20 protein-coding genes are annotated in these 19,987 nt (G+C 35.6%); 10 read left to right on the top strand and 10 right to left on the bottom strand.

Features of this window, described 5'->3' with window-relative positions:
• Positions 1-80 precede the first annotated feature (80 nt).
• Positions 81-1,067: a thioredoxin-disulfide reductase gene (trxB, locus tag Q0838_RS07075; RefSeq protein ID WP_298952781.1), complete on the top strand. Its 987-nt coding sequence runs from the start codon at positions 81-83 to the stop codon at positions 1,065-1,067.
• Between the two features lie 78 nt (positions 1,068-1,145).
• Here the strand turns inward: trxB and Q0838_RS07080 are convergent, their stop codons facing one another.
• From Q0838_RS07080 to Q0838_RS07095, 4 genes are all read right to left on the bottom strand, one after another.
• Positions 1,146-1,970: a DUF2807 domain-containing protein gene (locus Q0838_RS07080; protein ID WP_298952783.1), complete on the bottom strand. Its 825-nt coding sequence runs from the start codon at positions 1,968-1,970 to the stop codon at positions 1,146-1,148.
• Between the two features lie 112 nt (positions 1,971-2,082).
• Positions 2,083-3,858 carry a PspC domain-containing protein gene (locus Q0838_RS07085; protein WP_298952785.1) on the bottom strand — a complete coding sequence of 592 codons (1,776 nt, stop codon included), beginning with the start codon at positions 3,856-3,858 and terminating at the stop codon, positions 2,083-2,085.
• Entirely contained in the window at positions 3,855-4,196 is a 342-nt protein-coding gene (locus tag Q0838_RS07090; RefSeq protein WP_298952786.1) for a PadR family transcriptional regulator, read from the bottom strand. The genes Q0838_RS07085 and Q0838_RS07090 overlap by 4 nt, the downstream gene beginning before the upstream one ends.
• Position 4,197: 1 nt before the next feature.
• Positions 4,198-4,698: a DUF4870 domain-containing protein gene (locus Q0838_RS07095; protein ID WP_298952788.1), complete on the bottom strand. Its 501-nt coding sequence runs from the start codon at positions 4,696-4,698 to the stop codon at positions 4,198-4,200.
• 310 nt (positions 4,699-5,008) lie between these two features.
• Here Q0838_RS07095 and Q0838_RS07100 point away from each other — a divergent pair, with 310 nt between their 5' ends.
• The 4 genes from Q0838_RS07100 (at position 5,009) to Q0838_RS07115 (ending at position 8,721) form a co-directional block, all read left to right on the top strand.
• Entirely contained in the window at positions 5,009-5,458 is a 450-nt protein-coding gene (locus Q0838_RS07100; protein WP_298952790.1) for a DUF4442 domain-containing protein, read from the top strand.
• 214 nt (positions 5,459-5,672) lie between these two features.
• Positions 5,673-6,716 carry an o-succinylbenzoate synthase gene (locus Q0838_RS07105; protein ID WP_298952792.1) on the top strand — a complete coding sequence of 348 codons (1,044 nt, stop codon included), beginning with the start codon at positions 5,673-5,675 and terminating at the stop codon, positions 6,714-6,716.
• 3 nt (positions 6,717-6,719) lie between these two features.
• Positions 6,720-7,694, top strand: coding sequence for a CPBP family intramembrane glutamic endopeptidase (locus tag Q0838_RS07110; protein ID WP_298952795.1), 975 nt, complete (start codon positions 6,720-6,722; stop codon positions 7,692-7,694).
• Positions 7,666-8,721 carry an AMP-binding protein gene (locus Q0838_RS07115; RefSeq protein ID WP_298952797.1) on the top strand — a complete coding sequence of 352 codons (1,056 nt, stop codon included), beginning with the start codon at positions 7,666-7,668 and terminating at the stop codon, positions 8,719-8,721. Before Q0838_RS07110 ends, Q0838_RS07115 begins: the two co-directional genes overlap by 29 nt.
• 60 nt (positions 8,722-8,781) lie before the next feature.
• Here the strand turns inward: Q0838_RS07115 and Q0838_RS07120 are convergent, their stop codons facing one another.
• Complete coding sequence (locus Q0838_RS07120) at positions 8,782-9,231, bottom strand: low molecular weight protein-tyrosine-phosphatase (RefSeq protein ID WP_298952917.1); 450 nt, start codon at positions 9,229-9,231, stop codon at positions 8,782-8,784.
• A gap of 23 nt (positions 9,232-9,254) precedes the next feature.
• Positions 9,255-10,682 carry a chromosomal replication initiator protein DnaA gene (dnaA, locus tag Q0838_RS07125; RefSeq protein WP_298952798.1) on the bottom strand — a complete coding sequence of 476 codons (1,428 nt, stop codon included), beginning with the start codon at positions 10,680-10,682 and terminating at the stop codon, positions 9,255-9,257.
• A gap of 217 nt (positions 10,683-10,899) precedes the next feature.
• Between dnaA and Q0838_RS07130 the strand changes: the two genes are divergently transcribed.
• Complete coding sequence (locus Q0838_RS07130; RefSeq protein WP_298952800.1) at positions 10,900-11,280, top strand: thioesterase family protein; 381 nt, start codon at positions 10,900-10,902, stop codon at positions 11,278-11,280.
• Between the two features lie 91 nt (positions 11,281-11,371).
• Here the strand turns inward: Q0838_RS07130 and Q0838_RS07135 are convergent, their stop codons facing one another.
• Positions 11,372-11,977, bottom strand: a complete 606-nt coding sequence (locus Q0838_RS07135) for a YigZ family protein (protein WP_298952802.1) — start codon at positions 11,975-11,977, stop codon at positions 11,372-11,374.
• An 86-nt stretch (positions 11,978-12,063) separates the two neighbouring features.
• On the opposite strand from Q0838_RS07135, the gene Q0838_RS07140 reads away from it, so the two are divergent.
• Entirely contained in the window at positions 12,064-12,630 is a 567-nt protein-coding gene (locus Q0838_RS07140; RefSeq protein ID WP_298952807.1) for a hypothetical protein, read from the top strand.
• 55 nt (positions 12,631-12,685) lie between these two features.
• Here Q0838_RS07140 and Q0838_RS07145 read toward each other — a convergent pair whose 3' ends face one another.
• Positions 12,686-13,552: a DMT family transporter gene (locus tag Q0838_RS07145; protein WP_298952809.1), complete on the bottom strand. Its 867-nt coding sequence runs from the start codon at positions 13,550-13,552 to the stop codon at positions 12,686-12,688.
• Complete coding sequence (gene ribD, locus Q0838_RS07150) at positions 13,549-14,556, bottom strand: bifunctional diaminohydroxyphosphoribosylaminopyrimidine deaminase/5-amino-6-(5-phosphoribosylamino)uracil reductase RibD (protein ID WP_298952811.1); 1,008 nt, start codon at positions 14,554-14,556, stop codon at positions 13,549-13,551. Before ribD ends, Q0838_RS07145 begins: the two co-directional genes overlap by 4 nt.
• A gap of 155 nt (positions 14,557-14,711) precedes the next feature.
• Between ribD and Q0838_RS07155 the strand changes: the two genes are divergently transcribed.
• The 3 genes from Q0838_RS07155 (at position 14,712) to ligA (ending at position 18,294) form a co-directional block, all read left to right on the top strand.
• Entirely contained in the window at positions 14,712-15,188 is a 477-nt protein-coding gene (locus tag Q0838_RS07155) for a GNAT family N-acetyltransferase (protein ID WP_298952813.1), read from the top strand.
• Between the two features lie 70 nt (positions 15,189-15,258).
• A complete protein-coding gene (gene prmC / locus Q0838_RS07160; RefSeq protein WP_298952815.1) occupies positions 15,259-16,110 on the top strand; it encodes a peptide chain release factor N(5)-glutamine methyltransferase in 852 nt (283 codons plus the stop codon).
• A gap of 126 nt (positions 16,111-16,236) precedes the next feature.
• Positions 16,237-18,294 (top strand): NAD-dependent DNA ligase LigA, encoded by a 2,058-nt coding sequence (gene ligA / locus Q0838_RS07165; protein WP_298952817.1) that lies wholly within the window; start codon positions 16,237-16,239, stop codon positions 18,292-18,294.
• 158 nt (positions 18,295-18,452) lie between these two features.
• On the opposite strand, the gene Q0838_RS07170 is transcribed toward ligA, so the two are convergent.
• Complete coding sequence (locus Q0838_RS07170) at positions 18,453-19,817, bottom strand: spondin domain-containing protein (protein ID WP_298952820.1); 1,365 nt, start codon at positions 19,815-19,817, stop codon at positions 18,453-18,455.
• Positions 19,818-19,987: the final 170 nt, after the last annotated feature.

The following is a 19,987-nucleotide window of genomic DNA, read 5'->3' on the forward strand; positions in this document are numbered from 1 at the left end:
AAATGGATAATAAATAGTGATAATAAAACCAAGGTATTGAGACTCCATCCTATTACATTTGTAATTCAAAGTTTACAATTATGTCAGAGAAGATAGAAAGAATAAAATGTTTAATCATAGGTTCAGGTCCTGCAGGATATACTGCAGCTATATATGCTGCCCGTGCAGATATGAAACCGGTAGTTTATACAGGTATGGAGCCTGGAGGACAGCTTACTACAACTACTGAGGTAGATAACTTCCCTGGTTATCCAGAAGGAATAGATGGTCCAGCTATGATGGTCGATTTACAGAAACAAGCAGAGCGTTTTGGCACACAAGTACGCATCGGTATGATTACAGAGGTAAATTTTGCTACAGAAGAAGGTGGTATTCACACCGCTGTTGTAGATGGTAAGACTAAAATAGAAGCAAATACGGTAATTATTTCTACTGGTGCAACGGCAAAATATTTAGGTCTAGAGAGTGAACAACGATTGCGTGGTGGTGGTGTAAGTGCATGCGCGGTTTGTGATGGGTTCTTTTATAGAAATCAAGATGTAGCGATAGTAGGTGCTGGTGATACGGCTGCAGAGGAGGCTTCTTACCTTGCAAATATTTGTAAAAGTGTTACCATGCTAGTGCGTAAAGATCACATGCGAGCGTCTAAAGCTATGCAACATAGGGTAAATAGCTTAGATAATATTAACGTACTTTATAATTCTGAAGTGGATGAGGTTCTAGGTGATACAGTAGTAGAAGGTTTACGTATTGTAAATAATGAAACTCAAGAAAAGCATGAAATAGCTATCACTGGAATTTTTATCGCCATAGGTCACAAACCTAATACAGATATCTTTAAAGGACAGCTAGATATGGGTGAAGATGGTTATTTAAAAACGGTACCAGGTTCTACAAAGACTAATTTACCTGGTGTATTTGCATCTGGAGATGTACAAGATAAAATATACAGACAAGCTATTACAGCTGCTGGTACAGGATGTATGGCGGCACTAGATGCAGAGCGTTACCTTGCAGAGGTAGGAGTGGTAGATGAGGTTAAAGCTGGTGATTATTATGTAGAGTAAATGATCTCACAGTAAAGAAAAAAAAATCCCCATGGAAACTAAGGTTTCCATGGGGATTTTTAATTTTAAAAAGAATGTCTATCCTCTACTGAGAACAGATTTACCAGCAAATTTATTTAAATCAATTTTAGGAGAGTTGTGCAATTCTACATTAGCATCTCCACTAGACTCAAGAATTAGTTGGTTTTTTACATTAATAACAGCGTCTGCGTTATTAGTTATGTTTAGATCTAATTTATTGAAGATTAAATTTTTCCCTTTAAAATCACTTTTATTTTTAAGTTGTAAGTAGCCAGTTTTAATATCACCTTCTATAGTAGCATCTGCTCGATCTTTCATGTTTAGCTCTAGGTCGTCATATTTGATTAGCGCCTTTACAGACGTGTTATTGTCTAGATTCATAACAGCTTTTTTACCAGTTAGGTTTAATTCTGCCTTTGTACTACGTTCTGCATTAAGTGTTAATCTTTCAATTTTTGCCGTTAAATAAACCTCAGCATCTTTTTCTATGTTCAATTTTAGATCTTCAAAAAGAAGGGTGGTTACAGAAGACAGTTGTGCGTCATCAGTAACAGTAATCTCATTTAATTCTGGACCGTAAATAATTCTAAATTTCATCTCTTTTTTAGAACGTATTTTTGCGGTGGTGGTAACCACTAGTTTATCATCTATAACACTAGCTGTGAGAAACTGGTGCAGGTTAGAGTCTGTAGTGATCTCTATTTGTGGAGATGCTCCAGGAATAATTTCTATTTCATAATCACCATTAATTTCTAATGTCTCAAAGGGATCGATAGGACTTATCTCGGTAGTAACCTCACGATTTCCTTTTACCTTAATAAGATCTTGAGCACTCATGATAGTAGTACTTAATGCAAACACAAATAGTAGTAATTTTTTCATTCTATTAATTTATTTGGCAAAGGTAAAACAAAAACCGCTCCAACATGAATTGGAGCGGCTAAGAGTTCTACATCTCAATCACAAGGGTAGAACGTCAACTGAAAATTATAATCTAATAAGTATCTGTGGTCTTTACAGTTACACCGCCTATATCTAGTGAGGTAGTCACTGTAACTTTGTCTTCGTTTTCTACATCGTCATCTTCATATTTCCATTTCCCATCTGTTGTAGTTGTAGAGTCGATACTTCTATTAGCATCTAGAGCGTCGTTTTCAGAGGAGTTATTGTATCTAGATTTAAATTTACCATTTTTAGGACATTCTAGACATATTGTTTTTCCATCACTTATCTCATACTCATAAGAACCGTCATAGCGTTTTTCTATTCTCAAAGCTTCGTCACTCATCCAGGAATCATAACGGTTTTTAAAGCTATTATTAAACTTGACTTTAGTTCCTTTAGGTAAATAGATGGTTACATTCACTCGTTGACCGAACACGCCCGAACCTTTAGGAACAATCACATAATTAGGAGCCGTAAAAGAAGAGTCTGTAATCTCATAATCATAGACCAGTGATTCTGCATTTAATTTTGCGGTGTCAAAAGAGTCTCCCTTGGCCTTAAAATTAACACTCACTCGTGCTAGACTATCTCTACTCGTGGCAAATGCTATATAAACATTATTTTTTCTAATGGCTTTTTCTCCATTAAAATCAACAACTTTTAAACCATTGCTAGTTACATAAGTCTGGTCTCCTAGATTACCATCTTTTAATAACTGCAATTCAAATACCTTCTCTTTATTAATAGAAAATTCTTGAACCTCTATAACATTACCGTCATAGGCTTGTGTCGCAGCTATTCTTGCAACAGAAATACTAAGTACAATTATTGAAATAATCCACAGTACCACAAGAATAATTTTTGCAGGCATACCTATAGATTTTAAATTATTAACTAATAACTTAAGACCTAAAATAGCAAGCACTAGTAAAGGAATACCGACAGCAAAAATAATAGCCGTTAATAAAATCCATGAAGCCTGGTGATGTGGTATCACCACATCAAAGAAGTGCATTAAATTCTGTCCATCTACATCGATAAAACTAGCTGTAATTAAAGAAACAACAAGTCCTATAAGGGCAGAAGTAGCACTTAAGAAAACTATAAGCCCTATAATTTTAACTAGAGCTTTAAAAAAGCCTTTAATTAAACTCCCTAAAAAACCGAAGAATCTAATAGAACCTCGTTTACCTTTTTGACCTACGATACGGTGGTCGGCGTCAGTCTGCCCATCGACCACGGGCTCAAAACCCTGCTTAAAATTTTCTTCTATATTAGAGATGTTTACTTCCTTTCCCATCATGGTTAGACGCTGGTTAGTAGTCACCGCATCTGGTACAAGAATCCATAGTAATATATAGATAGGTATCGCCCATCCCACACTAAAGAATACCAGTAAAACCCATGCAACTCTTAACCATACCGCATCTATACCTAGGTAATATCCCATACCTCCAGACACACCACCTACATAACCGTTTTGTGTATCTCTAAAAAGTTGTTTGTTTTTACCGCTATGTCTGTAATTTTTGCGAGAGGTTTGTTCTTCAAATATCTCTTCATCAACCTCATAGTCTTCAGGTTGTCCCATGATGTTAATCACTTCTTCTACGTGATTTATGGATATTACTTGTTGTTCGTTAGCTCTTTTTTCTAGAAAAAGCTCGGCAATGCGCGATTCTATATCGCTCATTATTTCGTCTGCGCCGCTAGTACCGGCAAATGATTTACGCACCGCAGCTACATAACGTTGCAGTCTTTGATAGGCATCTTCGTCTATATGGAAGAACAGCCCAGCTAGGTTTATATTGATGGTCTTGTTCATGATTTTTTATTTTTAGGTAGGGTTACTAGGTTAACTGCATTTTTAAGATCGTCCCATGTTGTGGTCAGTTCTGTAAGGAAAATTTTACCAGTTTCAGTAAGTCCGTAATACTTACGTGGTGGTCCACTGGTGCTTTCTTCCCAACGATAATTAAGCAATCCAGCATTTTTAAGTCTCGTGAGTAATGGATAAATAGTTCCTTCTACCACCAGCATTTTAGCATCTTTTAAAGTTCCCAGAATCTCAGCCACGTAGGCGTCATCTTCTTTTAAGATGGATAGAATGCAGTACTCTAGTACGCCTTTACGCATTTGCGCTTTTGTGTTTTCTATCTTCATATTAGTTATTATTAGGTACTTCTACCTCAGTATGATGAGGTATGAAGTTAATCGTTAAAGGATAATTGTAATCATGACCATCATGCGCTTTTATAGCAGCTTTAATTGTACATACTAGATCTATTACTGCTAGTATTACTAGTAAACTACCACATATAAAACCGCTAGCTATTACAGTACTAAAAATTCCCATTTCACCCCAAAACGGAAAATCATGACCACGATCCATTGCTTCCCATAAACTAGGGCCGCCAGAAATCATAGATCCTATTATAATACCGCCACCTATAAAAGCCAGTACGATAGTATAAAGTGTAATACTCATTTGAAAGTTAATGGCCTGTTTACCATGTCTATCGATAAAATCAGATTTCTTAGAATTTATCATCCATAAAAGAATGGGTAGAATAAAATTACCTAAGGGAAAAAGCCATTTACCGAATGTCAATAAATGTATTCCAGTAGCAATATTATGGTGGTTGTTTGAGTTCGTTGATTCCATAGCCTATTATTTTCTTATGCAAATATATGGTTAAAAGATAGTAATATGTAATACAAAGTACCATATAATTTTTTATACGCTATTGATTTTTAAAGTTCCGCTTTCGCGAAAGCGTAATGATCACAAGGCTTATAAGAGTTTTATTAATCTTAATTTATTTTTTAAAATTTGTTTTTGTTCTTGAGGTATTTAGGTTAATGGAAGTGATTTCTTATTCATCGCATATAAAAAAATGTAAATAGAAGGCGGTTTTTAACCTGTAAAAGCGATTTAATTATTAAATTTCCAGATATTATAGAAAAACATTCTTATGATCACGGCCCAAAAAATTAATGCCTTTACATTTTTTAAATTACCTAGTTGCTGGTGGAGTGGTGTGAGGTGTAAAGAAATAGATCCAGAGAACTGTACGGTTACCGTAAAGCATAAATGGTTCAATCAGAATCCATTTAAAAGTATGTATTTTGCTGTACAAGCCATGGCTGCAGAGCTTTCTACAGGCGCGCTGGTTATGTCTTATATTCAAAAAAGCGATGCTCGTGTCTCCATGCTAGTTGCAAATAATAAAGCGACTTTTACTAAAAAAGCTACGGGCCGTATTACATTTAAATGTAATGATGGACTTGGGATTAAAGAGGCGATAGAGAAAACGGTCGCAACTGGAGAAGGACAGACGGTATGGATGACCTCTCAAGGTGTAAATGAAGACGGTGTACAGGTGAGTGAATTCCAATTTGAGTGGACGGTTAAGAAGAAATAGTTTATAGTCTCAGTGAGCAGTAGACAGGTTGATTTGTGCGCTGTCTCATGTAGTTTATTCACTCTGACCATCCCAGAAAATTTGGCTTGAGCCTAGTTGATTTAAAGAAATAGTCAGTTCCAAATTTATCTGGGATCTGCTGGAAATTTCTCGGAGTTAGTAAAGTTTTCATACTTATACCTACCTTAATGGTTCTATTCTCTATTTTTACTTCATGAAAGCACATTTCCAGAAATACGTTTTAGAATTTAAGCAACCAGCAGGAACATCTCGTGGTATTTTAAAAACCAAAAACACTTGGTTTCTTATCATTGATAATGGTAATAAACAAGGTGTAGGAGAGGTGAATATGTTTGCTGGTCTTTCTATAGACGACAGACCAGAATTTAAAAAGCAACTGCAATGGACTTGTGATCATATTAATTTATCACCGGTAGAGATGATGGAGGCATTAAAAAAATGGCCTTCTATTTTATTCGGTTATGAAACGGCGATGAGGTCCTTGCAATCTAGCGATCCTTTTACATTGTTTCCAACTATGTTTACAGAAGGGCAAGATGCGATTTCTATTAACGGACTCGTATGGATGGGAAATCAGGATTTTATGATGCAACAGCTAGAAGAAAAACTAGCTGCAGGTTTTGACTGTATTAAAATGAAGATAGGCGCTATCGATTTTGAGTCAGAAATGAGTCTATTGAAATTGATTCGTTCTCGCTTTCGCGAAAGCGAGATCACCATAAGAGTTGATGCAAATGGAGCTTTTACACCTCAAAATGCATTGGGTAAACTAGAAGAAATTGCAAAGTACGATGTACACAGTATAGAGCAACCTATTAAACAAGGTCAATGGGATGATATGGCACGGCTGTGTGAACAGACGCCGCTAGATATTGCTCTAGATGAAGAATTAATAGGTCTTTATAGTATAGAAGAAAAGATAGCCTGTCTAGATGTTATTAAACCGCAATATATTATCTTGAAACCTGCTCTGGTAGGTGGTTTTCAAAGTAGTAGAGAATGGATAAATCTCGCTACCGAAAGAAATATAGACTGGTGGATCACAAGCGCACTTGAGTCTAATATAGGTCTTAATGCAATTGCACAATTCACGTACACGCTAGGTAATAAAATGCCACAAGGTCTAGGTACAGGGTCGCTTTATACTAATAATATAAAGGCACCACTAGAGATTAAAGAGGGACAGTTGTGGTGTAACACATCGGGCAATTGGGATACTAATAAAATAAAGTTTTAAAATATGTTTATTAAAAGAGGTGCAAACGGTTTTCATGATACGTGGAAGTGGCTGATAGGTGCCGTGGTAATATTTTTGGGTTGTCAGTTTTTTGGTGCTATGCCATTCACTATTGCTGTAATTTATGAACAATTTACGCTTCATGGGGTAGATGCATTAAATAATCTAGATGAGTCTACATTAATGAATACCTTTTCAAAAAATGTTACTTTCTTTTTATTGATGTTCAGTTTTGTGGTAGGTACGCTAGTGTGGTGGTTGTGGATTAAATATATTCATAAGTTAACCTGGACAGCATCTACTACTTCACGAGATAAATTTGATTGGAATAGAGCTTTTTTTGCTTTTAGTATAGTAGGGCTTGTGTCTATAGCAAGTACTTTAATAGGGTACTACAGCAATCCTGAGGTTTATATATGGAATTATAACGCGAGTAACTTTGCTATTCTTGCAGTCATTGCTATTGCTTTAGTTCCTATACAAACTACATGGGAAGAGCTTTTTTTTAGAAGTTATGCTATGCAGGGATTGGGAATTATATCTGGTAATCGGGCAGTTCCTTATATTCTTACATCAGTCGTTTTTGGAATGATGCATATTTTTAATCCAGAAATTGCTACTATGGGGTATATCGTTATGATTTGGTACGTAGGTACTGGTTTTCTACTAGGTACTTTCACCTTAATGGACGAAGGTACTGAGCTAGCAATAGGTTTTCATGCAGCAAATAATTTATTTATAGCTTTATTAGTTACTGCAGACTGGACAGCGTTTCAAACAGATTCTTTATTGATAGATACATCAGACCCAACAGCTACCTGGGAAACCTTTATACCTTTATTTATTTATTATCCTGCCTTAATATTACTGTTTGCTAAGAAATATAAATGGAACAATTGGAAAAATAAATTGTTCGGAAAAATAGATGTACCAGCTTTAAAAACTAATTATGATACCAAAGATCCATCCCACATTTAAGTTAAATAGTCACTCTCTAGATCATGAAGGCGTCATGACCGTTGCATATAGTTATGTAAAAGAAGGTGAAGAATGGGAAAAACAAGTAGGAGAATTTTTACTAAGCTGGCTAGACAACTTTGATGTAGTCACGGTTAAGACTAGTGGTTCTACTGGTGTCCCTAAAGAGTATAAACTAGATAAGCAGCATATGCTTAATAGTGCTGTAATGACAGGTAATCGCTTTGATATAGGAGCAGAGAGAGATGTACTTTGCTGCTTGTCTCTAAGTTATATAGCTGGAAAAATGATGCTGGTGCGTGCCATGACATTAGGCTGGCACATAGACCTAGTTAAGCCTAGTACCACGCCTTTAAAGAAAGTAGAAAAGCGATATGACTTTACAGCCATGTCGCCGTTGCAACTTTCTAAATCTCTAGACCATATACATAAAGTGCGTAAAGTGATCATAGGTGGTGGTGCTGTTTCTCAAGGTTTAATCGATCAGTTAAATGGAAAACACACGCAAGTATTTCATACCTATGGCATGACAGAAACAGCCTCGCATATAGCGGTAAGACAATTGTATCCTACGTATGAGGAGAATTACTCTGTTGTTGAAAATGTAACGATTGATAAAGATAAGGAAGGTAAACTAGTTGTTCATGCACCAGATTTTGCTAGGACATCTTTAATAACAAATGATCTAGTAGACTTAGTAAATAAGAATGAGTTTAAAATACTAGGCAGGGTAGATGATGTAATTAATACAGGCTCTGTAAAAGTGCATCCATCACAAGTAGAACAGAAGTTATCCATACATATTCTAGAACCTTTCTTTTTATCTGCTAGGGAAGATGAAGAATTAGGCCAAAAGGTTATTCTTGTAATTCAAGGTGAACAAAGAGATCTAAAATCAGCTTTTAAAAAGTTAGACAAATTTGAAGTGCCTAAGGAAATTTATTTTTTAAAAGAGTTTGCTTTAACGCACACAGGTAAGATAGATAAGAGAGTAGTTTTAGAAAAATTATTTTCAGATAATAGATAAAGACTTCTATGAGTCTTAAAAGTAAAAAGCCTTTAATACTAGTTGTATTAAAGGCTTTATTTATTCTCTTGTAGGATCTAATTTTTTGGCAATAACATCTGTAGCTCTATCTAACATACGGTATACATTTTCAAAACCTTGTGTACCGCCGTAATATGGATCTGGTACATCTAGATTTTCTTCAGGAAAAGCTTCATCTAGTATTTTAATAACCTTTTTCTTTTCTTCTTCTGTAGAAGCAAGTGAGATTACATCATCATAATTAGACTGATCCATGACATAGATGTAATTAAATTTCTGAAAGTCCTCTTTTAAGAGTTTACGACTTTTTTGCTTTGATATATCTAGTCCATTTTTCTTTGCAACAGCAATGGATCTTTTATCAGGCGCCTGTCCTTTATGACCACCGCTAGTACCAGCACTATCTATTTTAAATTTTGTAAAATTTAATTTAGATCTCATCAAGCCTTCAGCGAGAGGAGATCTACAAATGTTACCTAAACATATCATTAATATGTTAGTCATAATAGTTTCTAATTAGAAAGTTTTTTATGTAAATCCTCAACATATTTACCGAACTGCTTATCAGTAGCAGCGAGATTGTCAACAGTTTTACAAGCATGTAAAACTGTGGCATGATCGCGTTTACCTATTTGAGTACCTATACTTGCTAGAGATGCTTTGGTAAGTTTTTTAGAAAAATACATCGCTAGTTGTCTCGCTTGTACGATATGGCGTTTACGCGTTTTAGATTGCAGTGTTTCTACATCCATGGAGAAGTAATCGCTTACTACCTGTTGTATTTGATCTATGGATATTTCACGTTTTGTATTCTTTACATAGTTCTCTACAATCTTGCGTGCGAGATCTATAGTAATATCTTTACGATTAAAAGAAGAATGTGCAATTAAAGAAATTATTGCTCCTTCTAATTCTCTAATGTTGGTCTTAATATTATCAGCTAGATAGTGAATTACATCATCATCCATTTCTACACCGTCACGGTATAATTTGTTCTTAATAATAGAAACGCGCGTTTCATAGTCAGGGTGATTTAACTCTGCACTAAGACCCCATTTAAAACGAGAAAGTAGTCGCTGCTCAATATCCTGCATGTCTACTGGTTTCTTATCACTGGTAAGAATTACTTGTTTACCATTTTGGTGCAGGTGATTGAATATATGGAAGAAAACATCTTGAGTGCTTGATTTACCTGCAAAGAACTGAATATCATCTACAATAAGAACGTCTACGATTTGATAGAAGTGAATAAAATCATTTCTATTGTTTTTACGTACAGATTCTATGTATTGTTGTGTAAATTTTTCTGCGCTTATATAAAGTACTGTTTTATCTGGGTAGTTTTCTTTAATTCCTACACCTATGGCATGTGCGAGATGTGTTTTTCCTAAACCTACACCACCGAAGATTAAAAGAGGATTAAAACTAGTTCCACCGGGCTTGTTAGAAACAGCCATACCTGCACTGCGGGCCAGTCTATTAGAGTCACCTTCTAAGAAACTTTCAAAGTTATAAGAAGGATTAAGTTGTGACTCAATCTTTACATTTCTTATTCCCGGTATTATAAATGGGTTTTTAAGCTCTGGGCTTTTACTTCTAACAGGTGCATCTACAGATTGTGAGTTATTTATAGAGCGGTTGCTACTAGGTATTTTTTCAGTAAAGGCTTCCATACCTTTTGTAGGATTTTCCATCTTGATCGCGTAGATCAATTTTGCGCCCTCACCTAGTTCACGTGTTAAAGCAGTTTTTAATAATTTTATATAATGTTCTTCTAGCCATTCATAAAAAAAACGACTAGGTACTTGAATACTTAAGGCAGTATCTGTTAGCTTTACCGGTTTAATAGGTGCAAACCAAGTTTTATAAGCTTGGGGTGCAATATTATCTTTTATAAAAGCTAGACAATTGTCCCATACCGATTCTGCAGTCAGTGTCATATATTTATTACTTTTTCAAGTTAGAATTGAGTCGATTAAGAACTAAAAATTATAAAGAAATTCTGTTGTTGAAATCGAGTACAAATATGTGTATAAAAAACCTTAAAAAAAATTTATTTAATGTTTGATTTTTGAAAAAAAAGTCGCAAGCATATTTCTTTTTTTTAAACCTAATTAATAACTATAAATTATTATGAATACTATCACAATTAACATAATGCCCAGGTACTCAGAAACAGATCAGATGGGGATTATACATCATGCTAACTATTTGATATACCTAGAACAAGCAAGGTTAGAATGGCTCAGGCAACTGGGTTTTTCTTATGTTGAAATGGAAGAAAGTGGTGTATTGCTGCCAGTATACAGTGTCGATATGAAGTATAAAAATCCGATCAAATTTGGGGAGGAAATTTCTGTCAAAATCAGACTGAAATCACTGCCGACTACTAGGGTTGTTTTTGAGTATGAAATAGTTAACAACAGTGGTGTTGTTTGTGCGGTATGTGATCTAACATTAGTTTTTACTGATGCAAAAACTTTTAGGCCTAGAAAACCTATTCCAGAATTCCTTAAAGCTTGTGAACAATTATTCTGATTTTATAGGTTCTTAACAATTATGGCAATTTGATAAAGTTATAAATCTTGTTTGTTTTAAAAAAAATAAAGCATTTTAAGTAAGGGAATACTTATTCCACTGCTTTTGCTTTAATAGGATACATCTTATTAAGTTGCGCCGTGACTTGTTCTCGTTTTGAGGCAGGTACTTCTATTTGTATAATACAGCTAGCGGTTAGTTCTTGTTTTGCTATTCTATAGTTGTTCTCGTCTATAAATCGCATGACTTGACTCATTTGTGGGTATTCAAATTTGATCTCAATAGATGCGGTGATAGTGCGTGTTTTAATTTGTGCTGTTTCTAGACTTATTTTTGCAGCCTCACGATAAGCGCTTATTAAACCGCCTACACCTAGTTTTGTACCGCCAAATATTCTAGAAACAACCACCAGTACATCGCTCAATTCATAAGAGTTGATCTGTCCAAGTATAGGGTCACCAGCGCTGTGGCTGGGTTCTCCATCATCATTTGCTCTATAGTTATTATCGTCTGCGCCCAGTTTCCATGCATAGCAATGGTGTCCCGCTTTAGGATGTCTATTGCGCAATGGAGCTATTAAATCATTCACCTCTGTATCACTAGTAATAGGGAATGAATAGCCGTAAAATTTACTGCCTCTGTCCTTATATAAGATCTCTGGGGTAGGTATTGTTATTGTTTTGTAGGAATCTGCCAATTATAATATTATGTTAAAGCAATCTTAAGAACTTGTGAAAGCGATTAGTTAGAATATTTTAGCAAAATAACTATTAAACTTAACCAATGAAAAAGATCTTAGCCTTATTATTTTTATCAGTCGCAATAATTAGTTGTGAGACAGAACCTTTAGACCCTAGCTTAAATTCTGGTGCTACAGGCGGTGATGGTAGCGGTAGTGGTTCTGGTAGTGTAGATACTACTTTGATAGTGGGCTCTTGGGATTATGCAGACACAGAAACAGAGTCGACAACAACATCTGTTGTGATGGGTAATACGGTATCTCTTACTGTAGTTATTGAGTTCGTGAGTTCTGATGCAGTTTTAGTTTTTAATACAGATGGAACTTATACGGTTAATGGTGATTTAACTGTAGAGACTTTTCTTGCAGGAGCTTCTCAAGGACAAATTACTAATACTCTAGTTCAGTCTGGCGGCTATACCATTAATGGTTCAGATATCACTTTTACAGCTGATGGACCTGCAACAGTTTTTGACACAAATGCGGTTTATACCATCGCAGAATTAACTGCTACAGATTTAGAAATTACTTTGGCCTCAGATGTGACACAAGTAGTAAATGGTGTTAGTCAGCGCACGGTGGTAGAAGATTTTTTTTCTTTTACTAGATAAAGCACATCCCTATAAATAAATCAAAGCCTTTCTTTATAGAGAGGTTTTTTTTGTGTTACGCTTTCGCGAAAGCGATCATAAGAATAGCAACTATAGCTACTGTAATACCTATGTAATTCTTTGGAATTAGTTTTTCTTTGAATATAAGAATGCCCAGAATAGAAGCAAAAAGGACCGTAGCTACATTATTAATAGGGTAAACCACGCTGCTTTCCATGCCGTTTTTTAAAGATTTAATTAAAAAGTAAATGGAGAAATAGTTAGGAATTCCTAGCAGGATACCTGCGATTATAGATTTTAAATTGATAAGGCGTTTTTGTGTCGTCTCGTAAATAAGAATGATAACCCCTATGATAAAGGCAGTGGCAAAACACATGGCGCTGAATAGAGATTCTTCTCCTACTGAGACGTGATTAATTTCGGCATATTTAAGTGTGGTGTCTATTATACCGCTACCCAAAAATAATAGGACAGGAAGAATAAGTGTTTTTTTATCCAGCTGAAGCCCTTCCTTACTTTTAACTGATGTAAGATAAACAGAAATAAGAGCGAGTATTATACCTGCGATTTTCATCCATCCTATAGATTCTTCATAAAGCCATATTCCTGCAATAACAGGAATAACTAGCGACATTTTTCCAGAGACAGCAGCGACAGTAAGTCCATTTTTCTGGCTGGCAAGTGCCATGATGTTAAAAATAAAAATAAAAAGCGCGCCTGTAAAAAAGGAGTAGTAGAGCCAGTCTGCTTGTAAAATACTCTCCACATGAGGTACCTGTCCATAGGATATGAACCCAGTGACGCTAGCAATAATGTAATTAGTAATGATAGCATGTAAGGTGTTTACCTTAAAAATTTCAAAGTATTTGAAAATCACATAGAGTAAACTAGATGTGATAACACTTAATAATAACCAGATCATGCGTTAAGATATGTTTTTAAAACATCTTTATTTAAAGTAACTCTATCCAGGATGGTGTAGTTGCCATTTAATTTGGGCGCTGGTAGTCCATTATAAAATAAAACTTCAGTTCCTATAAACTGCATCGCTTCATCCCATAAATTAGACTCGATAAATTGTTCTATGGTACGGGCGCCGCCTTCTATAATTACTGACTGTATGTGGTTGTTGTAGAGTTTTTTAATTATGGTTTCAGGATTGTTGGAGTCTATAGTGATCGTAGGAGCTGCAGTGTTAAAAACAGCGTTGTTTTTACCTAGATTATTTCTAGAATCTAGGATTATACGTGTAGGATTCATGCCTTGCCAGTCCCTGCAAGTTAGTGATGGGTTATCATCTATTACGGTTTTTGCGCCTATAAGAATTGCGTTTTCTCCGGCTCTTAATCGGTGAGATAATTGTCTAGAATAAGAATTAGTAATCCATACTGGTTTTTGTTCTTCTTTTTGTACGGGCGCTATGAAACCGTCGGCAGTTTGGGCCCATTTTAAAATAATATAAGGGCGTTTTTTTCTATGAAAAGTAAAAAAACGTTTGTTGAGAAAATCGCATTCTTTTTCTAGAACGCCCACTGTGACTTCTATACCTTCTTCTTTTAATATGGCAACACCTTTTCCTGCTACTTTTTCATGTGGATCTAGAGAGCCTATGACTACTTTTTTAAACCCCTTTTTTATGATCATAGAAGCGCATGGTGGAGTTTTCCCTGTGTGAGAACAGGGCTCTAGGTTGACGTATAATACCGCTTTTGCAAAAGCGTCTCTACCATAACCATTTTTCTCAGCATCTAGGACTGCGTTAACTTCAGCATGCGGTTCACCAGATTTTTTATGCCATCCTTCTCCAAGAATCTCGTCATTTTCAGAAACGATCACACTTCCCACTAGCGGATTAGGATACGTGGTTCCTAATCCATTTTGTGCTAGTTGTATGCAACGTTTTATGTATTTCTCATTTGTAGTCATTAACACAAAAGTAAGGCTGAATTAAAATCAAAAAGAGAAATCCTTTTAAAATTAGAACATATTATACCGAATTGTGTTTTGAGAAGTAGATGAATAGTCTCTAATATATTCCTAACTCTAGATAATAATTGGAAAGGTAACTTTAAATTCGCATTATGAGAATACGCAAAATACTACCAGAAGATAATCAGGCTATAAAAGACATTATCCAGGAGTCTATCCTAGAACATGGAGCGCCTAAAGTGGGAACTGCCTACAGTGATGCCGCAACACAAGCTATGTATGAGCAGTACCAGCAACCACGTAGTGCGTATTATGTGTTAGAGATAGACGGTGTTGTTTTAGGTGGTGCTGGTGTTGCTCCTTTAAATAACTACAAAGGAAATGTGTGTGAGTTGCAAAAAATGTATTTTAAACCAGAAGCGCGTGGAAAAGGTTATGGTAAAAAAATGATGATGACCTGTCTAGAGTATGCAGCTAATTTAAAATTTGAAAGTATTTATCTAGAGACTATGGATAATATGCATAAGGCACAAGGTCTATATAAGCACGTAGGATTTGAGTTATTAAAGGCACCACTGGGCGATACCGGGCATTTTTCATGTCCAGTACAGATGTTGAAGAGGTTTTAGTTGATTTATATTTCTAATAGTTTTAACCCTTATATATCTATAATTTGAGTTCAATTTTAATGGAAAAGAAATGACTTTAAATCAATTCAAGACTCTTTATCAAGAGCAGCTCGCTCCTTTATATCCAGAAAATGAAATTCATAGTATTTTACAAATAGTCTGTGAAGATTTATTGAACTGGTCTCGATCTGACTTTTTAATTAATGATAGAGAAGAGATGAGTCATCTACAAGAAGAGATTCTCCATAAATCTTTAAGAGAATTATGCACTTCAAAGCCAGTTCAATACATTACCGGTAAAGCTCATTTTTACGGACATGAATTTGTTGTGAATCCATTTACTTTGATACCGCGACAAGAAACTGAAGAACTAGTTCATATGATTATCGAGAATCATAAAAAGGATACTTACCTCAACTTGATTGATATAGGTACGGGAACCGGTTGTATAGGTCTGTCTCTTAAGGCTGCTATGCCTAGTTGTAGTATGACCTTGATGGATGTTTCTAGTGAGGCACTAGAAACAGCACAAGCTAATGCTGCTCGACTTAAAACACCTGTAAAATCTTTACAACAAGATGTATTGAGTCTAGATAAACTGCCAGAACAGTATGATGTTATAGTGAGCAATCCACCATATGTAAGGAATTTAGAAAAGCAAGAAATTCATGATAATGTCCTAGAAAATGAGCCGCATCTGGCTTTATTTGTAGAAGATCATGATGCTTTGATTTTTTACCGTAAAATATTAGAACTAGCTCAAAAATCTTTAAAAAAAGACGGTGTTCTTTATTTTGAAATTAATCAGTACCTGCCAGAAGAGATGAAGAGTCTAGCGACAGAGTTAGGTTTTGAATCTCAAGTATATAAAGATTTAAACGGTAATTATAGAATGATGAAGGCTCAAAAAATAGAGCTTTAAGAATGAAATAAATTGTTGATATAGTCCCAAAATAGTGTTGATATCAAACTGTAAAGAATTAATAAATAAGCGGCCCTTTTTGTATTTTAGAATCTTATAATTAGAGCAATAGATAGCACGTTTTCTATGAGTCCAAAAGAACAAGTACAATCCCTGCGCGATGAATTGCGTGAACATAATTTTAATTACTACGTAAACGATAATCCGACGATATCAGATTTTGAATTTGATAAAAAGTTAGAACAGTTAAAGGCGCTAGAGGCAACTTATCCAGAGTTTTATGACGCAACGAGTCCATCAGTACGTGTAGGTGGAGAGGTAACAAAAAACTTTCATACCGTAAAGCATATTAATCGCATGTACTCACTGGATAATTCATATTCACTAGAAGATTTACAGGATTGGGAAACACGTGTTAAAAAAATAGTTGACGGTCCTTTACAATATACTTGTGAGCTCAAATATGACGGTGCGAGTATTAGTTTACATTATGAAAACGGCAAATTTGTAAAAGCAGTAACACGTGGAGATGGAAATCAAGGTGATGAAGTGACTGCAAATGTACGTACCATTAAGTCAGTGCCATTACAATTAAAGGGTGATGATATTCCTGAGAAATTTGAAATACGTGGAGAGATCGTATTGCCATGGGAAGGATTTCATAGGATGAATGAAGAACGTGAAGCACAAGGTTTAGATTTATATCGCAATCCTCGCAATACGGCTAGTGGTAGTTTAAAATTACAAGATAGCGCAGAGGTTGCAAAAAGACCGCTGGACTGTTTATTATACTCACTGGCAGGAAATAATCTGCCGGTAAAGACACAATATGACTCTTTAAAATATGCTAGAAAATGGGGTTTTAAAGCTCCTCAGGAAAGTAAACTAGTTAACTCTATAGAAGAGGTTTTTGAATTTATCAATCATTGGGATGTGGCAAGAAAAGAATTGCCTTATGAAACAGATGGTGTGGTGATTAAAGTAAATTCATTAGACCATCAAGATGAATTAGGTTTTACAGCCAAAGCGCCTAAATGGGCAATAGCCTATAAGTTTGCAGCAGAGCAAGTTTCTACTAGGTTAGAAGAGATTACTTATCAAGTAGGTCGCACAGGATCGATAACACCAGTTGCAAACCTAGATGCTGTTGAGATTTCTGGAACTACAGTACGACGTGCTAGTTTGCACAACGCAGACCAGATTGAAAAACTAGACATAAGAGTAGGTGATGAAGTGTATGTAGAAAAAGGTGGTGAGATCATACCTAAAATAGTCGCAGTAGACCTGTCTAAAAGACCAGAAAACTCTGTTCCTACAGTTTATGCGACACACTGCCCAGAATGTCATACACAACTGGTGCGCAATGAAGGAGATGCAAAGCATTATTGCCCTAATGAGATGGCGTGTCCACCGCAGGTAAAAGGACGTATACAGCATTTTATATCACGTAAAGCGATGGATATAGATGGAATAGGTGCTGAAACGGTAGACCAGTTAGTAGAGGCTGGAATGATACATAACTATGCAGATTTATATGATCTAACCGTAAAACAAGTGTTGCCATTAGAGCGTATGGCTCAAAAAAGTGCTGAGAATATGATTCATGGAATAGCTGCGAGTAAACAGGTTCCGTTTGAGAGACTGTTATTCGGTTTAGGAATAAGATATGTAGGAGAGACTGTGGCTAAAAAACTTGCAAAGCATTATAAAAATATAGACGCACTTATTAAAATGCCTGCAGAGCCAGAAAGGAACGATTTAGATCTTTTTGCAGATGTTACTAGTGCGGCAGATAAGAAAATAGAAGAGCTCACTGCTATACCAGAAATAGGAGAGAGCATCGCTAGATCTCTCGTAGATTATATTCAGAACGATTACCACCTAGGATTAATTGAGCGATTAAAAACCGCTGGTTTACAGTTAGCACTTAGTGAAGAACAACTAGAAGGGCAAACCGATAGATTAACCGGTAAGAGCTTTGTTATTTCTGGAGTATTTAAAATGTCGAGAAATGATCTTAAAAAACTCGTAGAAGATAATGGAGGTAAAAACTCTAGTTCTATATCTAGTAAAACAGATTACCTAATACGAGGTGATAAAATGGGGCCTTCTAAGCTCGAGAAAGCAGAGAAATTAGAGATCACTATGATAAGCGAGGAAGAGTTTCTAGAAATGGTTAAATAGTTTCTGTTTGATGATTTAAAGAACTCTTTTTGTTTTAATTCCGCTTTCGCGAAAGCGGGATTCATCATGCCATTTACCATAAAAAAAAGACGCTCCATCACAGAGCGCCTTTACATACTAACTAATTAACTAAAACTTACTTACTTACTTACTTGCTTTTAGTTTACTAATTCAACAGAAACTTCTATTAAATTATATCCACCTCTTTCTTCTCTATGTTGAGTTACACCAGCTGTAGAGCTTATAACTCCTTTGCCGAATTGTACATCTTCTAATGATGTTACTCTTCTAACATTTGTATTAGAATCAGCGGCTACTGGGTTGTTACCTCTCATAGGTTGTCCGTTACCTAATCCTACGATTTCATCTACTTCAGTACCTGAGTCATATAAGTAGTTTTTGTTTACATCAAAGGATACTTTAGGGCTACCATCTGCATTATATAGTTCAATACCAGCCTGGTTGTTAGAAATAAACCAGTCATTTGAAGACACCAACATAGTTGCAAAGTTTAAACGTTGTCCTTGTGTTGCTTCAATTTCAAAAGAGAAACTTTCTCCTGGAGCTAACGGTGCAGTGCTACGTTGTGCTGTTATATTTTCCATAGCGTTTAAATAATCAAAAGCTATTTGAGAATTACCATCTTCGGCAAGCTCTTCTAGACCATTTACAGCATTAATAGGTTGATTGTTTGTGAATAATGGAGTTTGCTCACCATTGTGAACATAAGCCACTGCTGGAGATAATACAGACATAGAAGATGATAATCTTAATGGTGCACCTGCCGTTCCTGCTTCAGTAAACCAGTCGTATACTGCTGCTGGAGAACCATCTTCTGCTAGACTTTCAAGCCCATTGTTTTTAAGTGGTTGTCCATTTGTAAATAAGGCATTATCTAAAGTATGTACTACAAGAATCCCTGGTGTTACAAATCCAGGATTGTGTAAGGATTCTCTATTTGCCTTTGTTATAGTTAGAGTGAACTCTCTAGCAGTAGTATCATAATCTAAACGTGCTGATAGGTATTGTAAGATGTTACGTCCAGTATTCCTAACCGTATCATCATCATCTGCTGGTCCAGTATTAGGAGCTGCTTGATTAGGTGCAGTGTTAACCGTGTTAGGGAAATCGGTTAAGAAGGCTTCATCTTCTTCACTTCCTGCATCCCAAACTATAATACGGTCAGAAATATCACCTGTGAGTGGAGTAGTTCCATCCCATAACTCAATACCCCTGCTGCTAGGAGCAAAAAACCAGTCGTTACTTTGTGCAAACATATTTGCAAAGCTTAGGTAAGTTCCTTGTGTTGCTTTAAAAGTAGTGGTAAATTGTTGTCCAGTTGCGGTGAGTGGAGCGTTTCCTATTTTCTTTACACTTACATAATTGATGGCGTTACGTAATGTTAATCTAAATGTGTTTTTAGCTACTTCTGGAGTGGTTTCTTGTTCGTTACTATCATCTGAAGAGCAAGAAGCTAAGATTGCTATTACAGCTACTGAAAGGGTTAAAATTGTCTTTTTCATTTTTAATTATTTAAATTGTTATATTATTTGTTGTTGTTAGACAGTGCAAATATGTGGGTGTTTTAAGGATAGAAAAACTTTTTATGAGTGATAGGGAAATACAGCCGCTGAAAATGAAAAGATTAAATATAGTTTTAAAACACCTGTAAATCAGTGTTTTAAATAATTTT

The sequence above is a fragment of the uncultured Nonlabens sp. genome (assembly GCF_947495285.1).
Classification (GTDB): Bacteria; Bacteroidota; Bacteroidia; order Flavobacteriales; family Flavobacteriaceae; genus Nonlabens.